Raw genomic sequence first — 26,970 nt, 5'->3', positions numbered from 1 at the left:
GACCGCTAAGTATTTTTGCAAGTAGGAACATAGATATCTTTGTTTTTCTCTCCTTTAATTACTACTTATTAACATCGCGAGCCTGTTCAGTGAATTATTAAAACTCCATATCTATTTGCATTGGCCACTGTTAAGGCACCCGCTTCTATTTCATCAAATTGAAGTCGATTTCCAATGAAAGTGAATAAGGGTGAAATTGCCAGAGCATTTTTGGTTATTTTATTAGACTCTCTAATTTTTCTTTTATTTTATCGGATGAAATCCCAATCAATAAATCCTATAAATCTTTATCGACTGTCCCTTTCTCAAATTATTTGTTACTTTAAGTGTAAATTATTTACTGTAAAATAATAGTTTCAGTTCGATCTTCGTTGACAGTATAAAGAAAGAAGTTTAATGTAATCTCTTGATCTTTTATATTTTTAAATGTTTCTACTTGTTTGTTTATACTTAACAATCCTTCATTAGAACGATTTTCAGCAAAGATTCTTTTGCCATTCTGATAAATAATACTTTGTGTGATACCACCAAATTGCTTGTTCTTACTTTCTGATTCAACAATTAAATCACTACCATTAGAATAATACGTTATATCAATTGGATACCCATGTAATTCTGTTTGTATTGTTTTTGGTATATCAGAAATATTTTCAAGTAGTACTTTATCTTGTTTTTCAGCTTCATAAGAGACACTTGCATCTTTCAAAGTAAGAGCAATTTCTTTATTCGTAATATCTTTAATCAACTCCTGTGTTTCAAAAGAGAAATAATCATCATCTAAATACCCCGATAATTCCTGTTCACCCACTCGTAATTTTATCTGACGATAATAATTGATATAAGACCAATTATCATTGGTTTCTATATGGTTCTCATCAAAATAAAGCTTCACTCTACTCGGAGTAATCACAAGCTCTTTAAGTTGAAGTTGTCGAGAACCCCTCTCAATATTTTCGTCTATATCCATAACAAAGGTAGATTTTTTAGCAAGAGCATGATTATATTGAAAATCTAGATTCCATGTTTCTGGTTTATAACTTACCGTATCATTATAATTTAAAAATACACCTAATTTTTCTACCGCTTCTTTTGGTATCTCTAGTGAATCACTTTTTTTAATGACGTTTGGTTGTGGACGTTTACTCGTAACACCAAAATTCGCAATGGGATTGTTTTGTAAGGTATAGGATAAATATGCATGCTCTATGTTATTGGGCTCCTCCAGCTCGATAAGGTAATCCAATATATATTGCCCATTTTGATAATCATTTGAAGTGAACTCTATTTGTGATATTCCATCTTGATGAATGGTAATCTTTTCAGGATATGTGTGTGATTGAGCCAAATCTTTTAACTCTATACTTTTCAATTGTATTTCCTTTAAACCACCTAGTTGAAGTGTAACATTACTGTTATGTGGGATTTCCTCCTCTGTGTGTAGGACCCCCACTAATTTATCTGACTCAAGATTATATACTGCACTTGCTTCCATCTGTATTTCTTTTCTGTCATCCAATTTGAGTAATGCTTGTTCGAAGTCTGCAGCATATATTGGATAATCGTGATCAATATCTAAGCTAAAGTTAATAGTAGTACCATTTTGATCTGATATTACATTATGGATAGTTAAGACCCCGGCTTCATTTTCAACAGTTTTATTGATTTCCTGTCCAAATCCATTTTCTAAGGAAGTAATAACACCCGTTCTATTCATATTTCTCATCCATTCCAAGATTTCTGTTGTATATTTAGCAAATACAGGTGTGGATGATAAAATAATTGCAAATAAAATGGCAGTTAATATAATTTTTGGTTTATAGCTTTGTTTTTTAGTTTTATAATTAGGATTTTGTTGCTTAAGTAGGATTTTACGCCACATTTCATTTTCATTCGGGAAATCAACTTGATCATTTCTTACTTGTTCTTTTATTAAATCATCCATATTACTCACGATGATCCCTCCATTCAAACAACAAATTTTTATCTACTTCTATAAACTTTTGAAGTAACTTTTTCCCTTTAAAAAGCCTCGATTTAACCGTCCCCTCAGGGATTTTTAGAATTTGAGCGATTTCTCTATCTTTACAATCATGCACATATTTCAACACCATAACCTTTCGTATACGAACAGGCAGTTTATTCATTAAATCGACTAACTCATTTTTATTTTCGTTGAGCTGTATTGTTCGCTCAATATTTTGGGTATTGTCAAATCGTATAGATGATAGAAAATTAAAGTTTTCTTTTAAAAGTATTCTGTTCTTTTTCTTTAAATAATTTCGAGACATATTCATGGCAATACTAAGTAACCAAGATTTTTGATTTTGTATGGCTCGAAAATCTTCACTCAAAGCTTTCGCAAATACATCCTGACAAAGATCTTCCGCATCGTATTTATTTTGAAGCATGTAATAGCAAGCCCTGAAGACGTCTTTATAATATGTTTGAAACAATACTTTTTCATCGCTAAATTGTTCCACAACCCCACCTCCTTTTCCGATTTCTACACAAGTAACAATTTAGTATTATAAATAGTTCATTTTTTCAAAAAAATTTTTACAGAGTTTAATTAAAGAATGTTCACTAAATAATTCGGATTTATGGTTAAACGGTGCAGTACTACCCTTATTTGTATTATTGGCATCTTTATACTGGCATTTGTGATGACTGACAATTTAACTACCTCTATTAGTGGTTTGTTTAATAGCTTTATTTATGAGCTGTTATCGACCATTTAATGATTTCTATTATTGTTGCCATGAGTCAGGTCATGATGACATCAGGCATTAATGAGATCATGGTTGCTCCGTTTACAAAAATTATTAAAATACCTGCAATCGCCTATTGGACAATTGGTTTGTTCATGATGTTTATTTCTTGTTTTTTCTAACCTCCCCTTGCTGCTGTACTGTTAAGAGCGATACTATTGCCTGTGGCGATTCGGATCTTCCAGCCCTCGAAGTGCCGAACGTCATCAAAAGAACTTTTTAAATATATAAAAAATCAATGTTATTTTCATCCCTTTTCTTTCATTAGATAATCTCAAAAAGGCTTAGGGATAACTCCTATGCCTTTTAATATTAAGCAATAGAATAAGGATTGAAAAAGTTTCCTTCAGTTTTTATTTAAAGAGTCAATAAACCAATCAAAACAATCACCAGTTGGAGGGGCTGTCGGGGCACTAGAAGTACGACTTTAACAACTTGAAAAAGCTGAAAGTCGTAGCTAGGAATACCGAGTGTCTTCATAAGAACCTTTTATAAAGAAAGAGCATTCCTATTTTTATATAAGAATGCTCTTGCTAATTTAAAATAACGTTTGATCAATTTGATATTGGTAGCCTTGAATAATAGATGATTTTAAAATTTTTGAATTTGCTCCTTAATATTTACCTTACTCAATCCTCCATGGTAACAAACCACGCATTCAATATCTAGGTCTAAATATTTCTTTAAGGATTGTCGAGCAACATTTATATCCAAAGTGGTTGGTGCATGAATTCCCTCGAGCGTACCGTTTACACTATACATCGAATCCCCCGCAACAAGCGTTTTACTTTGCCTTAAATATAAGCTGATATGACCAGGAGTATGTCCTGGAGTATGAATAACACGAATTCCGCCACAATACGGCAGCTCTTGACCGTCATGCAAGGTATCATCTACTTTTCCCTTGGGTGGATTCACTATGTGCCCGTCTTTCAAAAGTGGTAATTCCCCCTGGATATAAGGCTTATCTAGTTCGTGAGCATAAACGTTAATATTCCTTCCACACTCCTGTAATATTTCAGGAAGGCTGCCTATATGATCTATATCCTGATGTGTCAAAATCACAACTTTTAGTTTATTAAACGACACGCCTACCTTGTCCATTGCTACGCGCAAATCCTCCATTTGCCCCGGGAATCCAGTGTCAATTAAAACAGCCATCTCATGATCCCATAAAAGCGTTGGATGAATGAAGGCTCCGTTAAATTTAAGCTCCAGAATCTCTACTCCCCTAGAAATTTTCATCATTTCTTCCCCTTTATGATTAGATTTTATTATTCTTTTACATCCTGAAGAACAGTCCTCTTCCGCCAAAGCAACTCTCTCAATGTTTCAAAATTGACTAGAATCGTTCCAACAATAATCGTCAGCGTACCTATTCCTGTTAACCACGAAATATATTCATGATAGAAGGTAACACCAAGTATAACGGCAATTAATGGTGAGATATACAGCCATGTAGAAGGAAAAACAGGATTTGTCTGGGAGACAAGCCAATAATAAATGCTATGACCAATCATTGAACCAAAAATAATTAAATAAAGAAGAGAGCCCATTGAAGCTGAGCTTAAAAGATAATGAAGCTGAATATTCTCGGTAAAAAGTGACAAAATGATTAATAAAATCCCACCATGCATCATTTGCGCTGCATTTAAAGCAATCGGAGATGTCGTTTCAAATTTTCGGATGACATGCTTTGTATAAATCGTTCCAGATGCATAAAAAACTTCACCCAATATAATGGCGAAACAGCCAATCATCCAGAAGGAATTAATGTCAATTGAAAAACTAGGTAAGATCAAGAACATGACACCAATGACTCCAACAACACAGCCAATAAATGATTTTCGATTTCCTTTTTGCTTCAATAGGAATGTCTGAATAACGATAATCATCATCGGACCTGTAGCAGATAAGACAGCTGCAATCCCTGATGTCACATACTGTTCTGCCCAGTATAAGGCGGCAAACGTCCCAAAGGTTAAGCCTACTCCTGTAAAAAACATTTCTTTCCGAAAAAATAACCGTATTGTCGTTTTTTCTTTCCAAACCATAAAACTAAATAGCAGCAAACCGGCAATGAAAAACCGAAGGCCAGCTGATAAAAACGGAGGCACCCCTGCATCCACACCAATTTTAATCGCTAAAAATGTCGTGCCAAAAATCAAACACATAAAGAAATAATTAATAATAACCATAGTAATCTCCTCCTCTTTTCTATCATAAAAGAAAAACGATAGAACAGAATAAAAGGGATAGAACAGATTAGATTAGATCGTGGTACAATCATTTTAAAGAGGAGGAATCGATGTGGGTAAAGCGGTTCAAAATGGAGACTATCTTTTTATGAAAGTGTACGATTATGTACTTCACAGAATAGAACGTAAAGAATGGAAAGAACATGAAAAGCTTCCCTCTGTCCGGCAACTAGCATCTGAAATGAAAGTTCATCGATTAACGGTCTTAAAGGCTTATCAATTGCTGAAACAGCATGGCAAAGTTTATGTAAAAGATAAAGCAGGCTATTTTGTCCAATCAAATGTCACGAAAAATTTTGAATATCTATATCAGGACAATCCCATTGTTTCTGCATACGTACAAAAAAATCATTTATCTGAAATCCATCAACCATCTGTTTCCTATCATTTTTCTCAGGCATTAATTGATCCAAACCTTTTGCCTAATCATTATTTTGCAGATTACGTGAAAAAAGTGTTTGACCTTTATCCAAAAGTACTTGCCACTTACTCAACGGTGCAAGGTGATTTAGAGCTACGTGAAACACTCACTCAATATTTTATCAACCAGTATAAAACTCATCTCCATGCAGATAATGTGTTCATCACGTCTGGCTCACAGCAAGCGATTCACTTAATCGCTCAAGCTTTTATTAAACGAGGAGACGTGGTTTTATTTGAACGTCCAAGCTATAGTGCTGCAATTGATATTTTTAGAGCACAAGGAGCACAGATTGTAACGGTTGATATTCATCCAGAGGGGTACGATTTAGAACAGGTTGAACTAGCTATTAAACAATACAAGCCACGTCTATTCTATCTCAACCCCACATTCCATAACCCTACTGGTTATACTATTTCTATTGAGCAGCGTAAAAAATTAGTAGAATTAGCTGAACAATATCGATTTCTATTAATTGAAGACGATGCCTATCACGACATCTATTTTGATCAAGCCCCGCCACCACCAATTTATACCTATGATAGTGCTAAGGCAGTTATTTATATCCGAAGCTTTTGCAAATATATCTCACCTGGCTTGAGAATTGCAGCTGTTATTTGTCCATCATCATTAATGAACTCACTACTAGCACAAAAATCGTTAGCTGATAATGGCTCACCACTTCTCAATCAGAAAATTTTTCTCCATTACTTTTCATCACTACGAATGCAGCAGCACTTGGAGAAAATCCGGATTGCCCTACAGATCCGAAAGGAAATCATGGAGAGAGAGCTAGCGGTAACAGATTGGAAATGGACCAGTCCAAAAGGTGGTCTGAATTTATGGGTGCAGCTCCCAGATAATTTTTCAACTGAATTATTATTAGCCAAAAGTATCGAACAATCTATATCGTTTGTGCCAGGTCAAATTTGTGATCCATTAAAACAGCTATCATCCTGGATACGTTTAAGCTATTCTTATGCAAATGAAAAACAACTAAAAGAAGGGGTAAAAAACTTGGTTGCAGTCGCGCAATCTCTTTCTAAGTAGGGAGCTTGGGAAGCCAGATACCCACTTTCAGAGGAGCCTAGGCTTTTAAATTTTCTTTACAAACTTTTTATTTGCACGTTGGATACTAATTACGATTGTTGCAACTGGCGATTTAATTTCATCTATAAGTGATGTTTTTAACAGCTTTATTTATGCCTTTACAGAGCTATTATTAACCATTTTAATTATTTCGTTTATTGTTGCCATGAATCTAAAATGGCGGTGGTCATAGCAACAATAGACAACCACATCCACCTAACATATTTAACTGTCAATTGGAATAATATGAAACAAAGTTATACACCTAGCTCTTATATGTAACATGGCACAACATTCGTACAGATGAGAGCTGTTTTGAGGCACTCGATACAACGAATTCCAATGATAGTGCCACAAAAAAAGTAATTGCAATGAAGGACAGAAAAAAATTGTTCTCCATGTAGTCGACAAAGTAGTTTATGTAATCGCAAATGGATAAAAATTCGTAATTACCATTAGCCTACAGCTAAAATTTCCCAAGGAGACGACAATGGTGCCTTTATATTTGATAAAGTCATATTGACTTTTTATATTTCAACAAAATAACGGTCAAATCTACCGAAAAACAAGATTGAGAAAAATTTCTGTTCTCATAACATCCCTGTAGAATGATAGAATATTTTTATACAGGGATAGAAGGAGGAGAAAGATATTGTCTAATCAAAATGAGACTTCATCAGATAAGGAAAAACAACCTGATCCGAAAATCAAGGTAGAAAGGAAAGAGGGAGAACCGACTGCTGCTTTTAAGGGCGCTTCCTGGGCAGCATTGTTAATAGGGGTTACTGCTTATTTTATAGGCTTGTTTAATGCAACAATGCAACTAAACGAAAAAGGATATTATTTAGCCGTTTTAGTATTTGGACTCTACTCAGCAATATCTTTACAAAAAGCAGTAAGAGATAAAGAAGAGGGAATACCTGTCACTAATATTTATTATGGTATCAGTTGGGTTGCACTTATTGTATCTATTTCATTAATGGGTATTGGGTTATATAATGCTGGAAGTATTATTTTAAGCGAAAAAGGGTTCTATGGTATGTCATTTGTTCTTAGTTTATTTGCATCCATCACGGTTCAAAAGAATATTAGAGACACACAGCGGGCAAGAGAAAGAAATTAAGTGATATTACTAAAGGAATCGAGAAGTTCATTGTCGATTCCTTTGTCATTTTTCTTCGCTCATTATATTTCATACTAGTCGAGCATAAGCATTTTATTAAGCTGCTTGTCATGTCCAAGCAGCTAGTTTGTTTAAAGTCATAGCAACAAAAATTCCGCATGGACAATCTTTCAAAAATTATTTTCTGTAAAATTCTACATACCTTTGGAACGTTCCACTGCCGATTTTAGCGAAAATTTTTCATATTGATTAATGAGTAAAAACGGTGCTCTTGCCTGTTGTGGCACTTGGCGTTCAGAATGCTAACAAAAAACTGGTGAAGAAAAGTCTATCAAGTGTATTCACCAGTTTAATATTCAAATAATTATTACACATACAAAACAATATTAAAATCCATATCCAAAAGAAGATTGGATAGACTAATGCCTAATAGTGTAAACACAATTTTAGTATTATTGTCATAATAGAAATAAAGCTAATAAATATACTCTTCTAGTTGTTTAGCCATATGAAGCAATAACGGTGCTTTTAAGGTACCTTTATATTGATGGGCAAAAACTCGATAATTATGTGTTAAAGAAATCCATTCTTCAGGATTATCTTCTTTATTTAAATGAATTGGATACAGCTCTACTATATTCGAAAATTTTAATGGCTTATTTGCATTTTGCATTAGAAGCTTACTGTTATTACTATATAAAGTATTAGCATAATGAGCATCTAAGGGTTTTTCACCCAAACTATAAAATACTTCATTTAAACTAAATAATCCTTTTTTCGATTGATATTCTCCATTCTCTTTTTTAGGTGTTAAATAATCCGGAACTTCATCATTTACCCTAACACGAACTAGCCTTAATTGGTTCTCATCAGTGAAAGTAAGCCCTTCATTTTCTTTGCCTTTTTCAAACCAAATTGATTTTAAAGTATATAACTCTTCTTTATTAATAGAGGATAAATTTTTATCTGTAATAAATGGCCATTCTTTACGGGTAACACCATCACTAAATAAAAGTAGTAAATGTGGTTGGTCCTTCTTATAACTCAATTCATAAATTTTATTTTTTATATCTCCAATAACACGTTCCGGGTTAAACTTTTTAAAGCCTTCAACAGTTGCAATTTCTTGGAAAGCAAGACTTGCTTCCCAATAATATTTTTGTCCATTCCATAAAGCAGGACATTCAACTAATACTGGGCCTTGATTTGCTTTCCGAACAATATAAACAACTGCTCGTTTCGTATTGCCATATGGAGTTCTCTTAAAATTAACAATATGAAGAGCTGAAATAGTTGTATCATAATTAACCGTTTCAAATTTATTAGTTTCAAATGGATCAATATAACCTAACTGTCTTAGCAGATCATGAATAGCAACTTTCACACGATATTCTGGCGACTTAGGATTCATACTATCAATAAATTGAGACAATCTACCAGTTGTTGCTAAACCTGCTCGTATAGCTTTTTTCGGATCTTCTTTTTCTTTATAATATGAATGACCTTCTTCATTAATAAATGGTAATAATACTAAACAAGCTGTTAAACCTGTTGACTTATGAATTGTTTGCTGAATTTGTTGAATCCTTTCTTCATGGCGATCTTTTTCCTTTTTTGTTTCATCTAATGATGATAACAATTCGTTTTGTCGACTATAGGAAATACTGATTTTTATATGTTCTGAGGTAAATTCCCCTTCTCCTACACCCAGTACCATTTCTAAATTTTGCTTTACTAAATTTATTAACTCTTCTTGTTCCCCTATATAAAGTACTTCAATAAATAATTGCTTTTGACCTGTCACTTTCGCTAGAACTTCATGTACCTTTTCGATATTTTCTAGATTATCTTTTATTCTTTTTTTACTGTTTTGTCCGATAACACTTTTACTTTTTAATACCGATGCAAACGGTTTAATTAGTTCGTCAAGTTCACTTGTAATCCAATCGTTTAAAATATAACGATCATGCATTGATTCCCCTGCACCAACAGCAATATTACCAAACTCTAATCGATGAGATACATAAAAATTATTAAAGCTATTTGGACGATTTACGAGTTCATTAATAGCCGGTAAAGGCTGACCTATATAAACCGCATTATACATTTCATGTTCAGATGGTTCCCAAAATAGTTGATTATTCTTTTTCACAATTTCTATTTTTACTAATCGATTATCTAAATGAGCATAGACTGACGTGTTTGATTCATTCCGGCTATATAAGGGTAATTTATAATTCATCCAACGTGTTATACTAAACTTAAACTGTATCATTGGAGTACACTGATGTGGAGTTGTTTGAATATTTGCTATGAGTCGAATCGAATAATAATATTTCGAATTTTTTGTACTATAACAGAGCAAATTTGGTTCAGAAAGCATACCATTATGTGTTGGTATAAAAGATAAAGTTTGATCCCCTAATACTAATGGCTTTGATTCTAGTTGTTGATAAATAAAACGAGGTAATACTTCAAATGCTAAATTATTTTCATGGATCGTTCCTTCATTTGTCGTTAGAGGAATTCGCTTCATAATAAGCTTCAGTTCAATAATTTCATCTAAATTATTAATCCAATTCTCAAAAGCTTCTTTAGTATAAGGATTTTTTATTAAATCAATCGTAATTTGCAAACACATTTTAAAGATTGCTATTACAGTAGATTCATCTATAGGTTTACGAGATAAAATCCATGTATTTTGCCTATAAGTATTAGTAAAATCATTTACAAATAAAATATTAGGATCCCAACTATATAAAAATTCTTTTATTTTTTTAAATGGTAAATGTCTTTTATCCTTTCCTAAAAGAAGATTAACAGTTTGAAAGCTTTCAATCCATTGTTGCGGATACTGATAACAGTATACTTCAAGTTCTATATTTGGTTGTAATGTATATGCTTGTAATTTTAATGTATCAAACAAGTGATTTCCCTCTTTTCAATCCTTCTAAAAAAGGACTATATAATTTCTCTACTAAAACACCATCTCTAGGGGATACCATTATATCTTCTAAATATCTTTCAATCTCCTCTAATAAATCAAAATCATTCTGCTTTCTTCCGACAAATGCATGATCTAATAAATTGATTTCAGGTGGGGCAGCTTTTAAATTTGTTACCCTTAATAAACGTCCAATTAACTGCGTTAACAATATCAATCGCGAAACAATGATATTACGCTTTAGAAGCTCATCCGCATTTTGAATGCCGTAAAAGTCACGTAAGGTTTTATTCCAAATCATCTGTGCAGAGTTCCTACAGTTTTTAATTCTTTCAAGCTCTACAGATAGAAAAGGTGATACTAACTGCATCGAACGAATCCTCGTCACTTCACCATTTACAATTGATACGATTGTTTCAATTTCTTTTGGCTTTGACATAGGTCTTACAAGTACAAACATTTTTTTGAATAATGAATGCCCTTTTTCATCCACAATATTAAATCCTCTCGCAATAGCAATTGCAGGTGCAATTAAAAATTTATAAGCGATATTTTTTGACTGATTTAACTTACTTCGCTGAATCGTCTCATTTGTAACAATACTTGAATCCGGGATAAGTCGATATACTTTTGTAGGTAAAATTTGTTTCAACTCATTTTGAACCCATTGTGCCTGTTCATAACTATTAACAATTATGAGTGAACGCCCGTCTTCATTTAATGCATTCATAAACAGTTCCTTGTTAGCATGACAGATTTCCTTTAATGCTGCTTTTTTATTTTTAGCTCCGGAGATTTTAATATTAGTGTTTACATATTTTATATTTATTTGTTTTATAAACTGCTGAATATTATCTGGAGCTTGTAAAATATATTTTACTGGACGATGAATATGATGCGCGCTGCTACCTGGTGCAAAACTTGACCCTGATAATAAAATTGTATGTGGTCCAAGAGGCTTGCCATTTTTATCAACTTTTAGATATGGCAGATCAGTCATCGCACTTCGACCAATTGCTTGCTGTCTAAAAATTTGCAGCGTATTTCCTTCTTCATCATATATAAAACCAAAACGATTATTAGTAGGAGAACTTGGTAATAAACGCATCAAATCTTTATTAGGCCGTTTAAATATATTCGGTATCCCAGTTGTTTGAATTGTATTATTATTTTTTTGTATTTTCTCTAACTCGGTTTGTAAAGATAAAATATACTTTTCTGTAAGTACTAAAGCTATTAAAAAACGGACAGCAAAATAATCTTTCTTTTCAATACGATACTGCTCATATAACTCCTTATATCTTGCATCTAACTTTTGTGAACCCATTAAGTACGCTTCTTGCATACCAAAAAAACTTTCATCTTTATTTTCAAGTATTCGATTATAATCTTGTGCAAATCCATTAGGCAAAAAATCTATTGATTTAGCTAAAATAAATGATGAAAACCATTGACCATATTTAATTTGTTTAAACCCTTCTAGTACTGATCGCTTTTTTAATAAGTTTTTTACTTCTGTTAAGCCGTTTAGTACTATTCGGAAATTAGCATCCAAATCACGATATTCACTGAAATCACCGTTTGAAATCGCTATTTTTATATAATTATATAGCTCATTAAAACTATTATTTAAAATCGTTTCAGTATATTCTGATTCATTAAGCAGATGATCTAGTTTCATTTGAAGCTCATCTGCTTCATCAAAAATCACTACATCTACAAAATCGATCACATACTCTAATAAAAGCAGCCTACCTCGTCCTTTTATTAGTCCTGTACGGTTATATAATAAGCTATTTATATTTGCAAAAATGGCGGATGCGTTATACAGTTTTCGGCTATTCTGTTTTCGAGGACAAATCGAGTAAAATGGACATAAAGTAGCTTTTCCTTCATATGTCATACGATAACATGGTTCCTCTCCGTACAATTTCAAATCATCGTATACACCGCCTGATAACTGACTAATATAACAATTTCCTGTTAAATTACTCGCATACTTTTCGGGTATAATCATTTCTTGATATTCAATCACTTTTTGAACACGTTTCTCTTGCTTTCTTTCACCATTAATTGCTGTAGATAACACACCCAAATTATCAAATAAATCAGCATGTGTTAATACATCTTTAACCGTTTCAAACAGCACCATTGTTTTATATCCATTTTTTGACAAATAATAAACAAGTACATGAATCAGCGTCGATTTTCCAGTTCCCACCATACCAATGATATGACACACTTCTTTTAAAAGAATTTGATCTGTTGATTGTATTCCGTAGTGATCGTTCGCATAAATATCAAACTTATTCATTCGATCTACATAGTTTTGCTCATCTACATTTGGTTTACTTGCAATCATTGCATCCATTTCTTTAGCAGCTAATTTCAAATCAGCTATCATAATTTTAATATTTCCTCCCTTACGAGGTGAAGGTTGTTGGACTTCATATTCTGGTAGCTGATATTTAGAAATATCAATTTTTTTCCCATCTAGTTCGATGTGTGAAAGATCATTTTTTACTTGCGGTATTTTAACTCGATTAGTTTTTTCTAATTCTTGAAAAGTTGCCTTATAGATACGGATACGATCATTATAAAAATCTGATTCGCTATTTGTTTCGAAAATATTTTCTAAATCAAACATTCGTAAATTCTTTTCTAAGTGGTTGTATTCTGTGATTACCTTGTCCATTTGATTCTTACTCGAAATTGCTTTCAAATTTTGATTAATTATATCTAGTTCATAGTGAAAATTTGTTAATTCACTCTTAGCAATTTTATGCATACCTTGGAGTATATTACGTAATTCTAGTGGATTTTCCGTCAGCTGGTGAATATAGTTAAAATATAATAAACTTTCAAATTTTAATGTTTGTACAATTTGTTTTTCTGAAAGAATACTGTTACCTAATTCGTGAATTTGAAAAACTTTCTTAGAAAGTTGCTTAAATGTCTCCATTTTTTACCTCCTCACGTAATAATTTTTTTAACTGTTTCACATTTATACATTGAATGTTTTTATATACAGATAATGTATGTTTAACTATTTCGAGGTAGCCTTGCTTTCGTATTCGATGATCAGGAATAACTAATATCGGTCGTTCATCTTCATTTAAACGGTTGAATAACCCGTTTTGTTCAATATGATAAGCTAACGAATAAGGACTGTAATAACTTTTTATATCAATCGCTAGCACCCCACTTTTTGTTTCAATGCGTACATCATAACGGTCTTTGTCTGGCCAAAGAATCGTTTGTAGTCTTAATTTTTGGCAGTACTTAATTAACTCTAATTCGTCTTTGCCTGGCAAACATATATATTTCATAACACCTGATTTTAACCTCATTTTTGTGTTAGGTTGAACAATGTCTTCTATGAAGAAAAAACCATCAGTTTCTAACTTGCAACGACTATCAATACATCTGCTATGAATAGTACTTTGTATAACGGTCCATCCACAATATCTACACTTTCCTAAAACATTTGCAGGTAAAGGTTCATAAGCAACCTTAATGAATTCGTCTAGAAACATTTCATTTAGTCCTGAAATTTTCCCAGTACGTTTAAAATCATAACTAGCTTTTACGTCCAATATAGGTTGTTCAATAATAAATTTACGCAAAAAACGGTATTGTTCTTCCGTCACTTGCATTAACTTTTGATACACAGCCTGTTGCATTGCATTTTGATTATATTCATGACATTGATCCGCAAGCTCTTTACACCATTCAGTAGTATAAAAAAATGTATCATTTTCATAAACATGCACTAGCACTTCTTCATCATCTGCAAGCATTTTTAATTCATTGAATGCTGGATTTACTGCACAAGGCCACTCGTCTAAAGGCTTTGAAAAATAATATATAATTGCTTCTGTTTCATTGTTCGGCGCAATGGGGATACCATCATCATCAACAATTCGATGCTCTAACATAAACAAAGCAAGCTTTTGAATAGATTTTATTAGTTCCTGCTGTTGAAAATAATAATAATTTTCATCCTTCTCCATGTTTTCATAAGCTAATTCCTTATTTACTAAACCATAAGCAATTTCTGTTAGTAATTCAAAAAACTTTTTTTTCATGTCTATCACCTCAAAAAAGTGTGCTTTGCGAAATATCACAAAGCACACTGAAATAAAAGATTGTAAAAATGAGCAAAATACACCCACTTACATTCAGATACTTTATTATATTATTCTCAGACAACTTTAAGATAACTGATTATCAAGATTATTTCAACCAGAAAAATGTGAAAATTAAGATAATATACAAAAGTAATAGCAAAGTATTACGTCATTTATAATACTAAATAAGCTCCCCACCTTTCCCTATAGAATATAAAATTCCTCCCAAACTATTAAAATGATAACTCGTCCCTACTATAATGCTTACACAAACATCCCAAAGTAAAAATATATGTAATGATTTTGATCAGCACACACCTATTAGACGTATGCCTCATATTCTAAGCGTAAAAGAAATGAGGTAGAACATGGGTACTTTAGGCGTAGATTTGTCGGCGTTACATTGGATTTATGTCGTGTTCATTGTCTTGATTATTGGGTTTATGGTGAAGCGTCGAGATACAACGTTGATCTGTATCATCGGGATCTTTATATTGGCAATTGTGGCAACTGGCGATTTAACTGCCTCCATTAGTGGTGTTTTTAACAGCTTTATTTATGCCATAACAGAGTTGTTATCAACGATTCTTATTATTTCTATTATTGTTGCGATGAGTCGAGTGATGATGACTTCAGGTATCAATGAGGTCATGGTTGCTCCTTTCACAAAGATCATTAAAACACCAGCTCTTGCCTATTGGACAATTGGTTTATTAATGATGCTGATCTCTTGGTTTTTCTGGCCATCGCCTGCTGTTGCATTGTTAGGAGCGGTACTCTTGCCTGTGGCGATTCGTGCGGGTCTGCCAGCACTGGGTGTTGCCATGGCGATGAATTTATTTGGGCATGGCATTGCGTTATCGAGTGATTTTGTCATACAAGGAGCTCCGAAGCTAACGGCTGATGCTGCGGGTATTCCTGTTGGGGATGTTGTATCAGCTAGTATTCCACTTGTTATCACGATGGGCGTTGTAACGACAATTGTTGCTTATATTTTTTTACGACGTGATATGAAAAGAGGCACATTCCTTTTAAACACTGTCAGCGAGGAAAATGAAGATAGTACACAAGCCATTGTGGAAAATTTACTGTCTGTTGGGCAAAAACGATTCTTTGCTGTGCTTATTCCTATTACTTTTATCTTAGATGTGATGGCAATGGCTGCTTTTAAATTGCAGGGTGGCGATGCTACTGCATTAGTTGGTGGAACGGCTGTTTTTATTTTACTTTTGCTAAGTGTTGTGGCACATAAAAAAGAAGGACTCGAAAAGACAACAAGCTACTTGATTCAAGGATTTCAATTTGGCTTTAAAGTGTTTGGACCCGTTATCCCAATCGCCGCCTTCTTCTATCTTGGAGATGCTGGCTTTACACAGATTCTTGGTGATCACCTCCCCGCTACCTCGCATGGTATTGTCAATGACCTTGGTGTTGGTCTTGCCGCAGTCGTGCCTTTAACAAAGGAAATAGCCGTTGTAACATTAACAGTGGTAGGTGCTATTACTGGATTAGATGGTTCAGGCTTCTCCGGAATTTCCCTCGCTGGCTCTGTTGGCAGTTTATTCGGCAATGCTATTGGCAGTGGAACGGCAACTTTAACGGCTTTAGGTCAAATCACAGCTATTTGGGTAGGTGGCGGAACATTAATTCCTTGGGCATTAATTCCAGCAGCAGCTATTTGTAATGTCAGCCCATTTGAGCTAGCAAGACGCAACTTAATTCCTGTAGTGATTGGGCTTGTTGTAACAACAATAGTAGCGATGTTTTTGATATAGGGCTATCAAAGAAAATAGTTAAGCGATGGGCATTTTTCTAGCCCATCGCTTTTAAAATAGGATCGCTCTTTTATTAAAGTGGTTTTCTGTCTTTATTATTTGTATAGTATTTGTTTAAATTCTCCTGAAACACTTGTTGAAGTTGCTGCTTATTAATCTCTAAAACACAAGCTTCTATCACTAGTTGTTCGATTTTTATAGACAGTTGTTGTTGGGTAGCACTTTTTGCTTCAGCAGATTTTTCAGTAATCACAAATGCTTTTGAAGAAGGCTTTATGGTGATAATGCCCTTTTTTTGAAGCTCCTTATAGCTTTTATGAACGGTGTGATAATTGAGATTTGTTTGCCCTGCTAAATCACGAATCGAGGGTAGCTGGTCCCCATGCTGTAAATTTCCTGCCGCTATTGCTAAAAGAAGCTGCTGTGCTAGCTGCTGATAATAAGGAGTTTTATTCTTTCGATCTATATTTACCTTCACTTATCTATATATCCTTTCATTATTGTGCTATTTAATAGTTTATATATTAATATAATTACAACTATCAAAATAATGACTGCTGTCAACAATGGAGAAATATGGAAAGTGAGTAAACCAAAATGAAGAAGGGCAATGCTTATTAATAATGGTAACCCATATAGTAAGCTGATTAATACAGTGGGATTAGATTTTATGGCCTCTGATGGATTTGTCCAATCAAGCAACGGATGTCTTCTATCATAAAGGGGTGATAAGATATTATAAGCAATAACTAACAGTAACGTAATTAATAATAATACTACGGTTATTATGTCTCCTTTACCAAATAGCGTATAAATAATATAGCTTATAACAACTGCTATTGTACTGATGCATGTGGAAATCATCACCTTTGCCCTATAAATTTTTTGAGGCTCGAATGGTAGTGTGATGCTTGTTGCATAGTATTTCCCCTCTCTCGAATAAGGTGTTCCGCTAATATTGTTTGTACAACTTAACAATAAAACCATATAGGCAAAGAGATAGGATTCAAAATGAGCAAGCCAGTCAGCCTCTAGTATATTCATCTGAAAAATCGTTAAAAAGATAATGGTACAGATGGGCGTTAAAATCACCCCTAAAATGGCATGCATTTTAAAGTAAGGTTCAACTTGGATAATCCAATATTCACGCTGCAAATAATTAACCCACTTCCCCTTACTACCCCATTTCCAAACCTTAGCTGTTTTTTCTACACTACTCACAAGCAAGCCATGCTCATAATACTTAGACGCAATCATCTTGATGGTTGCCTTAAATAATAAAAGGCATAGTGCGATTAATAACAAGAAACTTTGCATAGAAGACAATGAATACAATATTTCAATCAATGGCTGTTGCATAGCAAAACGATAACCTAAACTAAGAAAGTCTGATATGGTTGAACTATTAAAGTCCTCTAAAATAATACAAATTGCACGATATTCTTTTACTATAAAGTAGATAACTGGACTTGTTCCAATAGCTAACATCACCATCATTCTAGCTAATAAATACACAGATGGCTGAATAAAAGCTGTTCGAACATGATTCAAAATGGATAATATAAATAGAAGGCATAAGGTAATTAAAATATTCATCACAACGATAAAGAATATTGATTTTACAGTAATGGCTAGTTTAAATTCGATTAATAATAGGATAAATGTCGGTATTGATAGAATACTTACTGCTATTACGGGAAAAGCAACCCCACTTACGATTTTCGACATCACAATCCGCTCCGTAGGAATAGGCAACTGAGCAAGTATAAAGAAATCCTTTTGGCTAAATACGACCGAAATAGCAAAATAGGCTATTAATATATAGGTGACGGCATTTGAAAAAAGAATACTATAAAATAAAAACTCCTCTGGGCTTGCTATAAAGTAGATCATGAAATTAAGCACTGTATACTGAATGGCTATATAAATGATGGCAAGCACTAACAGTACCTGAATCATTGGCTGCTTTGGCTTGGCATACAAGGATGTTAAAAAAATTTTTATGAATGGTATATTATTCTTCATTAGCTTGCTTCTCCAAAAACATAGCCTCTAAGCTGCCATTTACCAACAAATGCTCTACACGCTCATGCAAAACAATTTTTCCATCCTTTAAAAATGCAATCGATTGACAAATTTTTTCTGCCACATCTAATAAATGCGTGGAGAAGATAATGGTTCCGCCATTTTCTACATAGTCCTTCATACAATTTTTAAAAGCAACAACAGCAAGAGGATCCAAACCATTTAGTGGCTCATCCATAATGAGAATAGATGGATGAATAGTAAACGCCGTAATTAATGCCATTTTATGAAGCATTCCATACGAATACGTGCCCAATGGTTTATCAATACTTTTTTCCATTCCAAAGACATTGATAAAATCTTGGAGCTTTGTACTATCCGTTTCTTCATATAGTTTTAAAACAAAGTGTATCCAATCATATGCAGTAATATTGGGAAACACTTGAATCGTATCAGGAATAAAATAAAATTGTCTTTTATAGTCAAGTGACTGTGATTTTGGCACATTGTTAATGATGATTGTGCCATCATCTTGCTCTACTAACCCAGTAATACAATTTAATGTTGTTGTTTTACCAGCACCATTCCCACCAACAAATCCCAATATTTCTCCCTTTCCTACCTTTAAATCTACCCCCTTTAAAATATTGCGTTGTCCATACGATTTCTGTAAATTTTCTATTACTAACAATTTTTTCACCCCATTCGAGTTAACATTTCTTTTTCGCAATATAACTTTGCATCATCACCATCATTAAAAGCACCAGTAACAGCGTGACAACACTATGGATGCCATACCACTTATCTATATTGCCTGTCATTAGTATATTGGTGGCAAACCAGCTATTACTTGCTGGATTTATAATGTCTATGAAAGGATGTAAGCCAGCAATAAAGCGACATATTAATAGCACAACAACACTGATTAGAGCAATGAAGGCAGGGCTTTTGAAAAACGTACTCATCATCGTCACAAACGTGATCACAAACAATAACCAAACACAGTAAAAAGCTAAAGCCCACAAAGCCTCTTTAAAAGGAACAAGCGTGAATAAATACGCTGAATAACCATAGGACACTGCATAGCTTAAAGTGATACAAATTACAGCTAAAAGATAATGGATCATGATTTTGCTGTTTAAATAGGATGTTATTGATACAGGTCTTGTAAGGATAAATGCCATCATCCCATTGGCTTTTTCTCCCTGAATAATGCTCATCGAAGCAACGACTAAAATAATAATACCTAGCTGATCAAATTGTGAATTGAGTGTTGAGGCAAGCACCTCTCGTCCTTCAGGTTTGGTCATTGCTGGATCAATGATTATCCCCTCAACACCACCCATCGATTGTAAAATAACAGGTAAGTAATGCATCATGATTGGCTGCGTAAGCCCTAGTAAGATAAAGACAATGGGAAGCCAAACTAGTTTAAACTCCCTTACCATTTGATGTATTTCTTTTTTACTTAATGCCAGAAAAGAATTCATTCACTCACACCACCAATTGTAAAAATATTTCTTCTAAGCTTTCTTGAATGCCTACTTCAAACTTCAAAAACAATACCTGTGCATCTAGTCCATGCTGTAATAATTTTTGTGCATCAGCTTCCATGTGATGGACATGGATTTTAAAGCCATCTCCATAGCTTTCTATTTTCTTAACATAGGGTAAATGCTCAATCCTCGCTAACCACTTAGTATCTTCTTGGCGAATCATCACAAAGATCGCTGATTCTTGATAGCGCTCCAGCAGCTCTAATTTTGTGGCATCCTCTATTTTATGGCCCTGTTTAATGACCACAAAGCGTTCACAAATTTCCTCTGCATCGCTTAAGATATGCGTGGAAAGTAAGATGGTCGTTTCTTTTTTAATCTCTTTTAATAGATTTAATACTTCACGTCTACCAATTGGATCAAGCGCTGATACTGGCTCATCCATAATCATTAAAGTTGGTTTATGCAATAATGCCTGTGCGATGCCAAGGCGTTGTTTCATTCCCCCCGAAAACGTCCCGACATGAAAATGTGCTTCATTTACCAAGCCTACCTTTTCTAATAGCACTGGAATTTCTTTCTGTAAATCGTGTTTTGCTAGACCAGAAAGTGTACCCATAAACGATAATGTTTCAAATGCGGTCATCCATGAGAAAAAATTAGGATACTGTGGTAAATAACCGATTTGATTTTTCATCGTTGAAATCTTTTGCCCATCGAGAAGAATGTCCCCTTCATCTGCATACAGGATGTCAGCAATAATTTGGATCAATGTAGATTTCCCTGCCCCATTTGGTCCAATAAGTCCGACACACTCATTCGTATCAATCATCATTGAAAAACCATTCACGGCTGTTTTTTGCTTAAACTTTTTTGTAATATTATTAATCTCTAAGCGCACGTTTATTGACATCCTTTCTCCCAATAATGAAATATAGAACAGAACCAATTGTATTAAAGAGCAAAATAATAACTACCCATATTAAAATGTTTTCTCTTGTGTGTCGATGTCGATATAAATCCATTAATGCAATAATAATTAATAAAAATCCTACCAGTAAAAAAGGTACAAGGATTGGAAGAATGCTTCCCCAATCAATTTGATCGAACTCATTAAATCCATAATGTAATTTCATTTTTTCAACTCCCTTCATTATCATTATTGATAATGATAACAAAAGGCAATAAAAATTGCATTATCTTTTTGCTGTACATCTTTTAAGAAAATATATATTATATTTTTTGATAATGTTATCAATATGAGAACATTTGATTGCTTCCCTTGATGCTATCTCATTTTTCCTGATAGGAGGATCGGTTTATGCGTAATAAAGCAGAGGTATTAATGCATCCTGTGAGAATGAAAATTTTACAGGCTCTGATGCACAATAAAGAAGAAGGTTTAAGCACGTTGGAGATGATTTCTGTTATTAAGGATGTACCACAGGCTACTTTATATCGTCATATTCAAATTTTAGTGGATGAAAACATTATAAAAATTGTGAAAGAGAGAAAAGTACGTTCTGTTACAGAGAAATTTTATGCATTAAATGAAGGAGCAGCAAAACTAAGTAAGGAGGATTGGACACAGCTTACAACGAAGCAAAAATTAAATTATATTTCCTACTATCAAGTGGCTTTGTTATCACAATATCAAAATTATTTACATTCTCTTGATGAAAAAGAAAGCACAGCAGATTTAGCAACTTTTTCCTTAGCCGATTTGACATTAACAAAAGATCAATTCATGAGCTTCGATCGTGAATTAAACGATTTATTAACCAAATACTATAATATGGCTGACTCAAATAAGGACGCTGAGACGAAAACAATTGCGATCAATATTATTCCAAAACCTTAGGTCGATTTTGTCGAAAGAAATGGGGAAGATTATGAAAAAAGGAAAGTTATCAGAAACCATACGAAAATTTATTATGATTGTTATTGGTGCAGCTATTGCTGGCTATGCACTAGAAGCAGTTTTAATTCCAAACAATGTTATTGATGGCGGTGTTACAGGGATTAGTATTATGGGTGCACATCTTTTTAGTATTCCATTAGGGGTGCTACTGTTCATCTTAAATATTCCATTTGTTTATATTGGCTATAAACAAGTAGGGAGAACATTTGCTTTAATGAGCAGTGTAGGTATTGCTGCGTTATCCATTGCTACAGTTCTGTTACATGATGTCGAAACAATTTTAGGACCAAGCGATCCCCTACTAATTGTTTTATCGGGTGGTATCTTGCTTGGTGTTGGTATTGGAATTGTCTTACGGAATGGTGGTGCTTTAGACGGTACAGAGGTATTAGCTGTCCTACTATCTCGTAAAGTGCCATTTTCAGTCGGTGATATTATACTATTTATTAATGCCTTTATTTTCTTAGGAGCAAGCTTTATTTTCGGCTTAGAAAGTGCTCTATACTCAGCATTAACCTATTATATTGCGAAAAATGTTATTGATATTATTCAAGTTGGTTTAGAAAAATCAAAAGAAGTTCGTGTGGTCAGTGCCAAGTCAGAGGAAATTGGCGACGCTATCCAGGCTCGTTTAGGGCGTGGTGTTACTTATACCAAGGGACGTGGCGGCTTCTCTAATGAACCAACTGAAGTTTTATACTGCGTTATTAACCGTATGGAGGAAAATAAATTAGTCTCTATCATTAAAGATATTGACGAGGGGGCTTTTGTTGTTATTTCGGATGTTTCTGAGGTTCGTGGTGGTAACTTTAAGAAGCGTGATATTCACTAATCTATATAGGGAGGGAGCCTAAAATTTTCTAGGTTCCCTCTTTATTTTATTTAAAGGCAGCAAGATGATAGTAAGTGTAGCATAAATAAAGAATGCTAACGAAGCCGACCCTTTAGTCATTTTATCCTTCATATTGAGGCTCTCCCACTGCTTCAACTGTTCTATCCACCACTTTTAAAATACAATCTGCCACAAAAGCTATTCATCAGAGAAATAGCCGTCAAACAGCTTTTTCTATCCTTTTCTTTGACGGCTGCATTTATTTTCTTTAGGCTTTCATTAGACACTCCAAAGGAGGAGCTTTCTATGGACCTTTTTATTGCTAGTAACCGTCAATTACCTATCCGTTATTATAGGCATGAAGCTGTTTGGATTCGGCGTGGGGGCAATGTCAGGCTTCCTTATTTAACATTGCCATTTTTCGTTGAAGTAGAAATTAAAAACCCTTTTTACTTATCAATTATTCGAGATTATATTATTGATCTTCAACAACAATATAAACAGACAGAAATTCAAATTTTAATTAACAACACAGCTCTTTTGGCGACAATACATGAAATACTTCCCGATCATCAGCAAACACATCATATTATCACTATTCATCAACTTTAATCAGAAGCACAATCTATTATCCCTATATGCACCACTTTTTCTGTAAGATTTACGATGAAATTTATTAACTAACCTAAGAATTTAATTATATGGCAATCTATTAATTATTTCTTACAAAAAATAGGCATAGAATGGCGATTAGTAGAATAGAAACCTATATAGAGCATAATTTTCGTGATGGAAAAAATAAAGTGGGGTGTGAAAGGATGCTGAAAGTAAAGAATGCAAAAGAAATGGTACTTGAAATTGTGCAAGGTGACCCATTATTTGTGGTACTACAACATACGCCTTTAGAGGAAATTCTCTATAATGATGCTTACTTAGCAGACATCGATGAAGCCAAACACTATACAATTGCAGAAGTCGCTAGCTGGTTTAATAGTACAGATGCGATGCTTCGCTATTATTTAAAGCCATTTGAGCAATATATTTTTGATAATACCACGCCTAGCGCAAATGGCAATATTCGTTTAAACCTACCAGCTATCGTCAAATTACGTATGATCTTATTATTAAAGGATGAATATCGTGTGAAAGGGATCAAGCTTTTGCTTGGTATTGATGATAATGGCCAGCTATTAAAACATCAAATTACTGCTACAACCAGTGATACAGAGGAATTATCCCATAAAGTGGCTGTTCTTGGAAACGTTCTTCATCAAATGATGCAAACAGGTCTCTTTCAGTTTGTGCCAGATGATGGACATGAAACTTTACAAGTGAATATTAATGAGGATTTTTTTGCTCACACGATTCAACAAGAAACTTTGGCGCTCAAGCAGGAAAATGACCACCTTCAACAGCAAATTTTCGAGCTACAAGAAAATAGCGTAAAGGATATTGTTCAAAAAATTAGAGAACGTCATATTGAAAATGAAATCGTCTCTACCTTACGAACAGAGGCATTACAGCAATTTACAGTGAATAATAAAGTAGGCTTTTTCGCAAAGATGTTCAAATCCTCTGAAATTGAAATGGAGAAAGAGCAGTTTGTATTACGTTATATTTCACAGCACTTAGAAGAGCGTTTAGAAGTGGCATTGAATGATTACTATGAAAAATAAAGAACATGAGGAGCTACCCCCTCATGTTCTTTTTTATATAGACGATACAAGCGTCCCAACAAGTCTTAGTAATCGAAAATGAATCATCACCATTTCCTCTGCACTTAAATCCTTATTCCCTTTGTCCAACCATTCCTGGATAACGCCTAAAATGGCCGATGCGATAAAGGCTTGTAAGTATTGTTGCAATTCTGGATCTTGCACTTCTTCACGTATTATAGATAATCGATCTAAAATATGGTTGCCAAAGATTGTTTTTACCTTTTTCGCAAATGTAGGGCTACCCTGCTCCCCTAACAAAACTCGAAAGGCAGGTGCATGCTCTTTAATATATGTAATAACGTGTACAAATGGCGGATAAAGATGACCTGTTTGTAAAGTTTGAAAGGCTTCCACTGGCTGCACCTTTTTCACATGACGCTCTAGTTCTAGCAATAGCTCCTGCTGTACCTCCTCCATTACTGTAAACTTATCCGTATAATGTAAATAAAATGTCCCCCGATTAATATGCGCAGTTAACGCCAAATTTTTAACGGTTACGCGTTCAAATCCTACCTCTTCCATTTGTTGAATAAAAGCTTTTTTAATGGCCTGCTTTGTTTCAAATGTCATTTGTTCATGTATCGACATACCTACTCCTCCATTTACTTAACACATGTTTGTAAACTGTTCATTGTATTTGCCCATATGCTACCGTAAAATTTTCATTACATCAACACTGTGTTCAGTGAAGGAGTGATATTAATGGGTAGCGATGCAATCTCTATTGAAAACCTTGAAAAAGGCTTTAAGCATAAACAAGTGATTGCCCCTCTTTCTTTGGCTATTCCAAAGGGGCAGTTAATGGGCTTACTTGGTCCATCAGGCTGTGGCAAAACAACACTTATTAAAATGATAATGGGTATGCTAAAACCAGATAAAGGCACTATTCAAGTATTTGATTTCGTTGTTCCGCATCAGCAATTATTAAAGGATATTGGTTATATGGCTCAATCTGACGCACTTTATTTAGACTTAACAGGTGAGGAAAATCTCCATTTTTTTGCAAAGCTTTATCGTTTACCAAAAAAAGAACAGCTAGAGCGCGTAGCCTATGCTGCCAATCTTGTTCGTTTAACAGATGACTTATCACTAAAAGTCACAAATTATTCTGGGGGCATGAAACGCAGATTATCGCTTGCCATTGCACTGATTCAAAATCCGCAGCTATTAATTTTAGATGAGCCAACGGTGGGTATTGATCCTGTTTTAAAAAAAGAAATTTGGCAGGAGCTTATTCGTTTAAAAGAGGAGGAACAAAAAACCATTTTAGTAACAACCCATGCAATGGATGAGGCGGAAAGATGTGATCAGCTAGCGATGCTGAGAAGCGGACATATTATTGCGCAGGGTACACCCCAAGCATTAAAAGAGCATTATCAAGCAAAGGATTTTGATGAGGTGTTTTTAAAGGCTGGAGGTGATATACAATGAGAATAGCTGCTATCATTACAAGAATCATCCAACAAATGAAACGAGATAAACGAACACTCGCTTTACTATTTTTAGCACCGCTTCTTGTATTATCATTAATGTATTTTATTTTTAATAGTGATGAGGCTTCAATGACACTTGTAGTCTCCAACGGCTCTGCCCCACTAATTGAAAAGCTAGAAAATGCAGATTTCAACATTATTGAAGACAATAATTTCACGAAAAAGCAATTAGAGGAAAAGGCATACAATGGCTGGCTAGCAGTAGCGCCTAATACAATCAAGCTTACTTTATTAAATGATAACCCCTCTCAGGCAAAGATTTTAACAATGCAGCTTGCTCAAATTTTACAGCCTACACCAGCCTCTCCAAATAGTTTGGAAACCGACTATGTGTATGGGGGTAAGGATACGGTAATTTTTGATATTTTTAGTCCGATGTTAATTGGCTTTTTTGTGTTTTTCTTTGTCTTTTTAATTACAGGCATTGCCTTATTAAAAGAACGTACTTCTGGCACATTGGAACGCTTGCTGGCAACACCAATTAAACGCTCAGAAATTGTTGCAGGCTATATGCTTGGCTACGGTTTATTTGCCCTGCTGCAAACCATTATTATTGTGCTATTTGGTATTTATGTACTTGATATTGTCCATATGGGCTCTATTTGGCTTGTTTTACTCATTAATATGCTGGTTGCCCTTGTGTCCTTATCTTTAGGTGCATTGCTCTCAAGCTTTGCAGCTTCAGAATTTCAGATGATGCAGTTTATTCCATTAGTCATTGTGCCACAAATATTCTTTTCAGGGCTTTTCCCGCTCGATAGTATGGCGGAATGGCTGCAAAATCTCGGGCATATTATGCCTCTTTATTATGCAGCAGATGCTTTAAATGGCGTGATGTATAAAGGCTATTCCTTCAACGAAATTTTGCTGAATCTACTTGTGCTCGCTTGTTTTGCGATCGTCTTTGTTGTGTTAAATATTATCAGCTTAAAAAAATATCGTTCATTATAACCCATCGTCTAAGGTTCTAAAACAGA

23 protein-coding genes are annotated in these 26,970 nt (G+C 34.1%); 9 read left to right on the top strand and 14 right to left on the bottom strand.

Translation table 11 applies throughout. From position 1 onward, the window contains the following. Positions 1-337 precede the first annotated feature (337 nt). The 4 genes from MHB44_RS07175 to MHB44_RS07160 all read right to left on the bottom strand — a co-directional run bounded on the left by MHB44_RS07175 (position 338) and on the right by MHB44_RS07160 (position 4,966). Positions 338-1,942: a DUF4179 domain-containing protein gene (locus tag MHB44_RS07175; protein ID WP_341302936.1), complete on the bottom strand. Its 1,605-nt coding sequence runs from the start codon at positions 1,940-1,942 to the stop codon at positions 338-340. Between the two features lies 1 nt (position 1,943). After that, the gene (locus MHB44_RS07170; RefSeq protein WP_341302160.1) at positions 1,944-2,480 is read right to left on the bottom strand and encodes an RNA polymerase sigma factor; all 537 of its coding nucleotides are present in this window, start codon (positions 2,478-2,480) and stop codon (positions 1,944-1,946) included. A gap of 879 nt (positions 2,481-3,359) precedes the next feature. Beyond that, positions 3,360-4,013, bottom strand: a complete 654-nt coding sequence (locus MHB44_RS07165) for an MBL fold metallo-hydrolase (RefSeq protein ID WP_341302935.1) — start codon at positions 4,011-4,013, stop codon at positions 3,360-3,362. A gap of 29 nt (positions 4,014-4,042) precedes the next feature. Beyond that, positions 4,043-4,966 carry an EamA family transporter gene (locus MHB44_RS07160; RefSeq protein ID WP_341302159.1) on the bottom strand — a complete coding sequence of 308 codons (924 nt, stop codon included), beginning with the start codon at positions 4,964-4,966 and terminating at the stop codon, positions 4,043-4,045. A 112-nt stretch (positions 4,967-5,078) separates the two neighbouring features. Here MHB44_RS07160 and MHB44_RS07155 point away from each other — a divergent pair, with 112 nt between their 5' ends. Together MHB44_RS07155 and yiaA are read left to right on the top strand one after the other, a co-directional pair. Next, complete coding sequence (locus MHB44_RS07155) at positions 5,079-6,497, top strand: PLP-dependent aminotransferase family protein (protein ID WP_341302158.1); 1,419 nt, start codon at positions 5,079-5,081, stop codon at positions 6,495-6,497. 691 nt (positions 6,498-7,188) lie between these two features. After that, positions 7,189-7,659, top strand: coding sequence for an inner membrane protein YiaA (yiaA, locus tag MHB44_RS07150; protein ID WP_341302157.1), 471 nt, complete (start codon positions 7,189-7,191; stop codon positions 7,657-7,659). A gap of 475 nt (positions 7,660-8,134) precedes the next feature. Here yiaA and MHB44_RS07145 read toward each other — a convergent pair whose 3' ends face one another. The 3 genes from MHB44_RS07145 to MHB44_RS07135 are packed head-to-tail and all read right to left on the bottom strand — an operon-like array spanning position 8,135 to position 14,691. Beyond that, positions 8,135-10,585 carry a DUF3962 domain-containing protein gene (locus MHB44_RS07145; protein ID WP_341302156.1) on the bottom strand — a complete coding sequence of 817 codons (2,451 nt, stop codon included), beginning with the start codon at positions 10,583-10,585 and terminating at the stop codon, positions 8,135-8,137. After that, positions 10,578-13,565: a hypothetical protein gene (locus MHB44_RS07140; RefSeq protein WP_341302155.1), complete on the bottom strand. Its 2,988-nt coding sequence runs from the start codon at positions 13,563-13,565 to the stop codon at positions 10,578-10,580. Before MHB44_RS07140 ends, MHB44_RS07145 begins: the two co-directional genes overlap by 8 nt. Then, positions 13,552-14,691 carry a hypothetical protein gene (locus MHB44_RS07135; RefSeq protein WP_341302154.1) on the bottom strand — a complete coding sequence of 380 codons (1,140 nt, stop codon included), beginning with the start codon at positions 14,689-14,691 and terminating at the stop codon, positions 13,552-13,554. Before MHB44_RS07135 ends, MHB44_RS07140 begins: the two co-directional genes overlap by 14 nt. 410 nt (positions 14,692-15,101) lie before the next feature. On the opposite strand from MHB44_RS07135, the gene MHB44_RS07130 reads away from it, so the two are divergent. Next, positions 15,102-16,508 carry a hypothetical protein gene (locus MHB44_RS07130; RefSeq protein WP_341302153.1) on the top strand — a complete coding sequence of 469 codons (1,407 nt, stop codon included), beginning with the start codon at positions 15,102-15,104 and terminating at the stop codon, positions 16,506-16,508. A gap of 73 nt (positions 16,509-16,581) precedes the next feature. On the opposite strand, the gene MHB44_RS07125 is transcribed toward MHB44_RS07130, so the two are convergent. From MHB44_RS07125 to MHB44_RS07100, 6 genes are read right to left on the bottom strand one after another with little or no spacing between them, the layout of a single operon-like run. Continuing rightward, on the bottom strand, positions 16,582-16,986 hold the full coding sequence (locus MHB44_RS07125; RefSeq protein WP_341302152.1) for a GntR family transcriptional regulator: 405 nt from the start codon (positions 16,984-16,986) through the stop codon (positions 16,582-16,584). Next, positions 16,983-18,533, bottom strand: coding sequence for a hypothetical protein (locus MHB44_RS07120; RefSeq protein WP_341302151.1), 1,551 nt, complete (start codon positions 18,531-18,533; stop codon positions 16,983-16,985). The genes MHB44_RS07125 and MHB44_RS07120 overlap by 4 nt, the downstream gene beginning before the upstream one ends. Continuing rightward, the gene (locus MHB44_RS07115) at positions 18,523-19,224 is read right to left on the bottom strand and encodes an ABC transporter ATP-binding protein (RefSeq protein ID WP_341302150.1); all 702 of its coding nucleotides are present in this window, start codon (positions 19,222-19,224) and stop codon (positions 18,523-18,525) included. Before MHB44_RS07115 ends, MHB44_RS07120 begins: the two co-directional genes overlap by 11 nt. A gap of 19 nt (positions 19,225-19,243) precedes the next feature. Next, a complete protein-coding gene (locus MHB44_RS07110; RefSeq protein WP_341302149.1) occupies positions 19,244-20,023 on the bottom strand; it encodes a hypothetical protein in 780 nt (259 codons plus the stop codon). A gap of 4 nt (positions 20,024-20,027) precedes the next feature. Next, positions 20,028-20,930: an ABC transporter ATP-binding protein gene (locus MHB44_RS07105; protein WP_341302148.1), complete on the bottom strand. Its 903-nt coding sequence runs from the start codon at positions 20,928-20,930 to the stop codon at positions 20,028-20,030. Continuing rightward, positions 20,914-21,165, bottom strand: coding sequence for a PLD nuclease N-terminal domain-containing protein (locus MHB44_RS07100; protein ID WP_341302147.1), 252 nt, complete (start codon positions 21,163-21,165; stop codon positions 20,914-20,916). Before MHB44_RS07100 ends, MHB44_RS07105 begins: the two co-directional genes overlap by 17 nt. 185 nt (positions 21,166-21,350) lie before the next feature. Here MHB44_RS07100 and MHB44_RS07095 point away from each other — a divergent pair, with 185 nt between their 5' ends. The 4 genes from MHB44_RS07095 (at position 21,351) to MHB44_RS07080 (ending at position 24,458) form a co-directional block, all read left to right on the top strand. Further along, positions 21,351-21,890, top strand: a complete 540-nt coding sequence (locus tag MHB44_RS07095; RefSeq protein ID WP_341302146.1) for a transcriptional regulator — start codon at positions 21,351-21,353, stop codon at positions 21,888-21,890. A gap of 31 nt (positions 21,891-21,921) precedes the next feature. Next, positions 21,922-22,782 carry a YitT family protein gene (locus MHB44_RS07090; protein WP_341302145.1) on the top strand — a complete coding sequence of 287 codons (861 nt, stop codon included), beginning with the start codon at positions 21,922-21,924 and terminating at the stop codon, positions 22,780-22,782. Between the two features lie 306 nt (positions 22,783-23,088). Then, on the top strand, positions 23,089-23,394 hold the full coding sequence (locus tag MHB44_RS07085) for a hypothetical protein (RefSeq protein ID WP_341302144.1): 306 nt from the start codon (positions 23,089-23,091) through the stop codon (positions 23,392-23,394). Positions 23,395-23,600: 206 nt separating this feature from the next. Then, positions 23,601-24,458, top strand: coding sequence for a hypothetical protein (locus tag MHB44_RS07080; protein ID WP_341302143.1), 858 nt, complete (start codon positions 23,601-23,603; stop codon positions 24,456-24,458). A gap of 33 nt (positions 24,459-24,491) precedes the next feature. On the opposite strand, the gene MHB44_RS07075 is transcribed toward MHB44_RS07080, so the two are convergent. Continuing rightward, positions 24,492-25,088: a TetR/AcrR family transcriptional regulator gene (locus MHB44_RS07075; protein ID WP_341302142.1), complete on the bottom strand. Its 597-nt coding sequence runs from the start codon at positions 25,086-25,088 to the stop codon at positions 24,492-24,494. Between the two features lie 114 nt (positions 25,089-25,202). Here MHB44_RS07075 and MHB44_RS07070 point away from each other — a divergent pair, with 114 nt between their 5' ends. Together MHB44_RS07070 and MHB44_RS07065 are read left to right on the top strand one after the other, a co-directional pair. Then, positions 25,203-25,931, top strand: a complete 729-nt coding sequence (locus MHB44_RS07070) for an ABC transporter ATP-binding protein (protein ID WP_341302141.1) — start codon at positions 25,203-25,205, stop codon at positions 25,929-25,931. Next, entirely contained in the window at positions 25,928-26,944 is a 1,017-nt protein-coding gene (locus MHB44_RS07065; RefSeq protein ID WP_341302140.1) for an ABC transporter permease, read from the top strand. The genes MHB44_RS07070 and MHB44_RS07065 overlap by 4 nt, the downstream gene beginning before the upstream one ends. Positions 26,945-26,970: the final 26 nt, after the last annotated feature.

This window comes from Lysinibacillus sp. FSL H8-0500 (genome assembly GCF_038051955.1).
In the GTDB taxonomy this organism is placed as follows: domain Bacteria; phylum Bacillota; class Bacilli; order Bacillales_A; family Planococcaceae; genus Lysinibacillus; species Lysinibacillus macroides.
The sequence above is the reverse complement of the archived record's forward strand: the minus strand, read 5'-3'. Positions and strand labels throughout refer to the sequence as shown.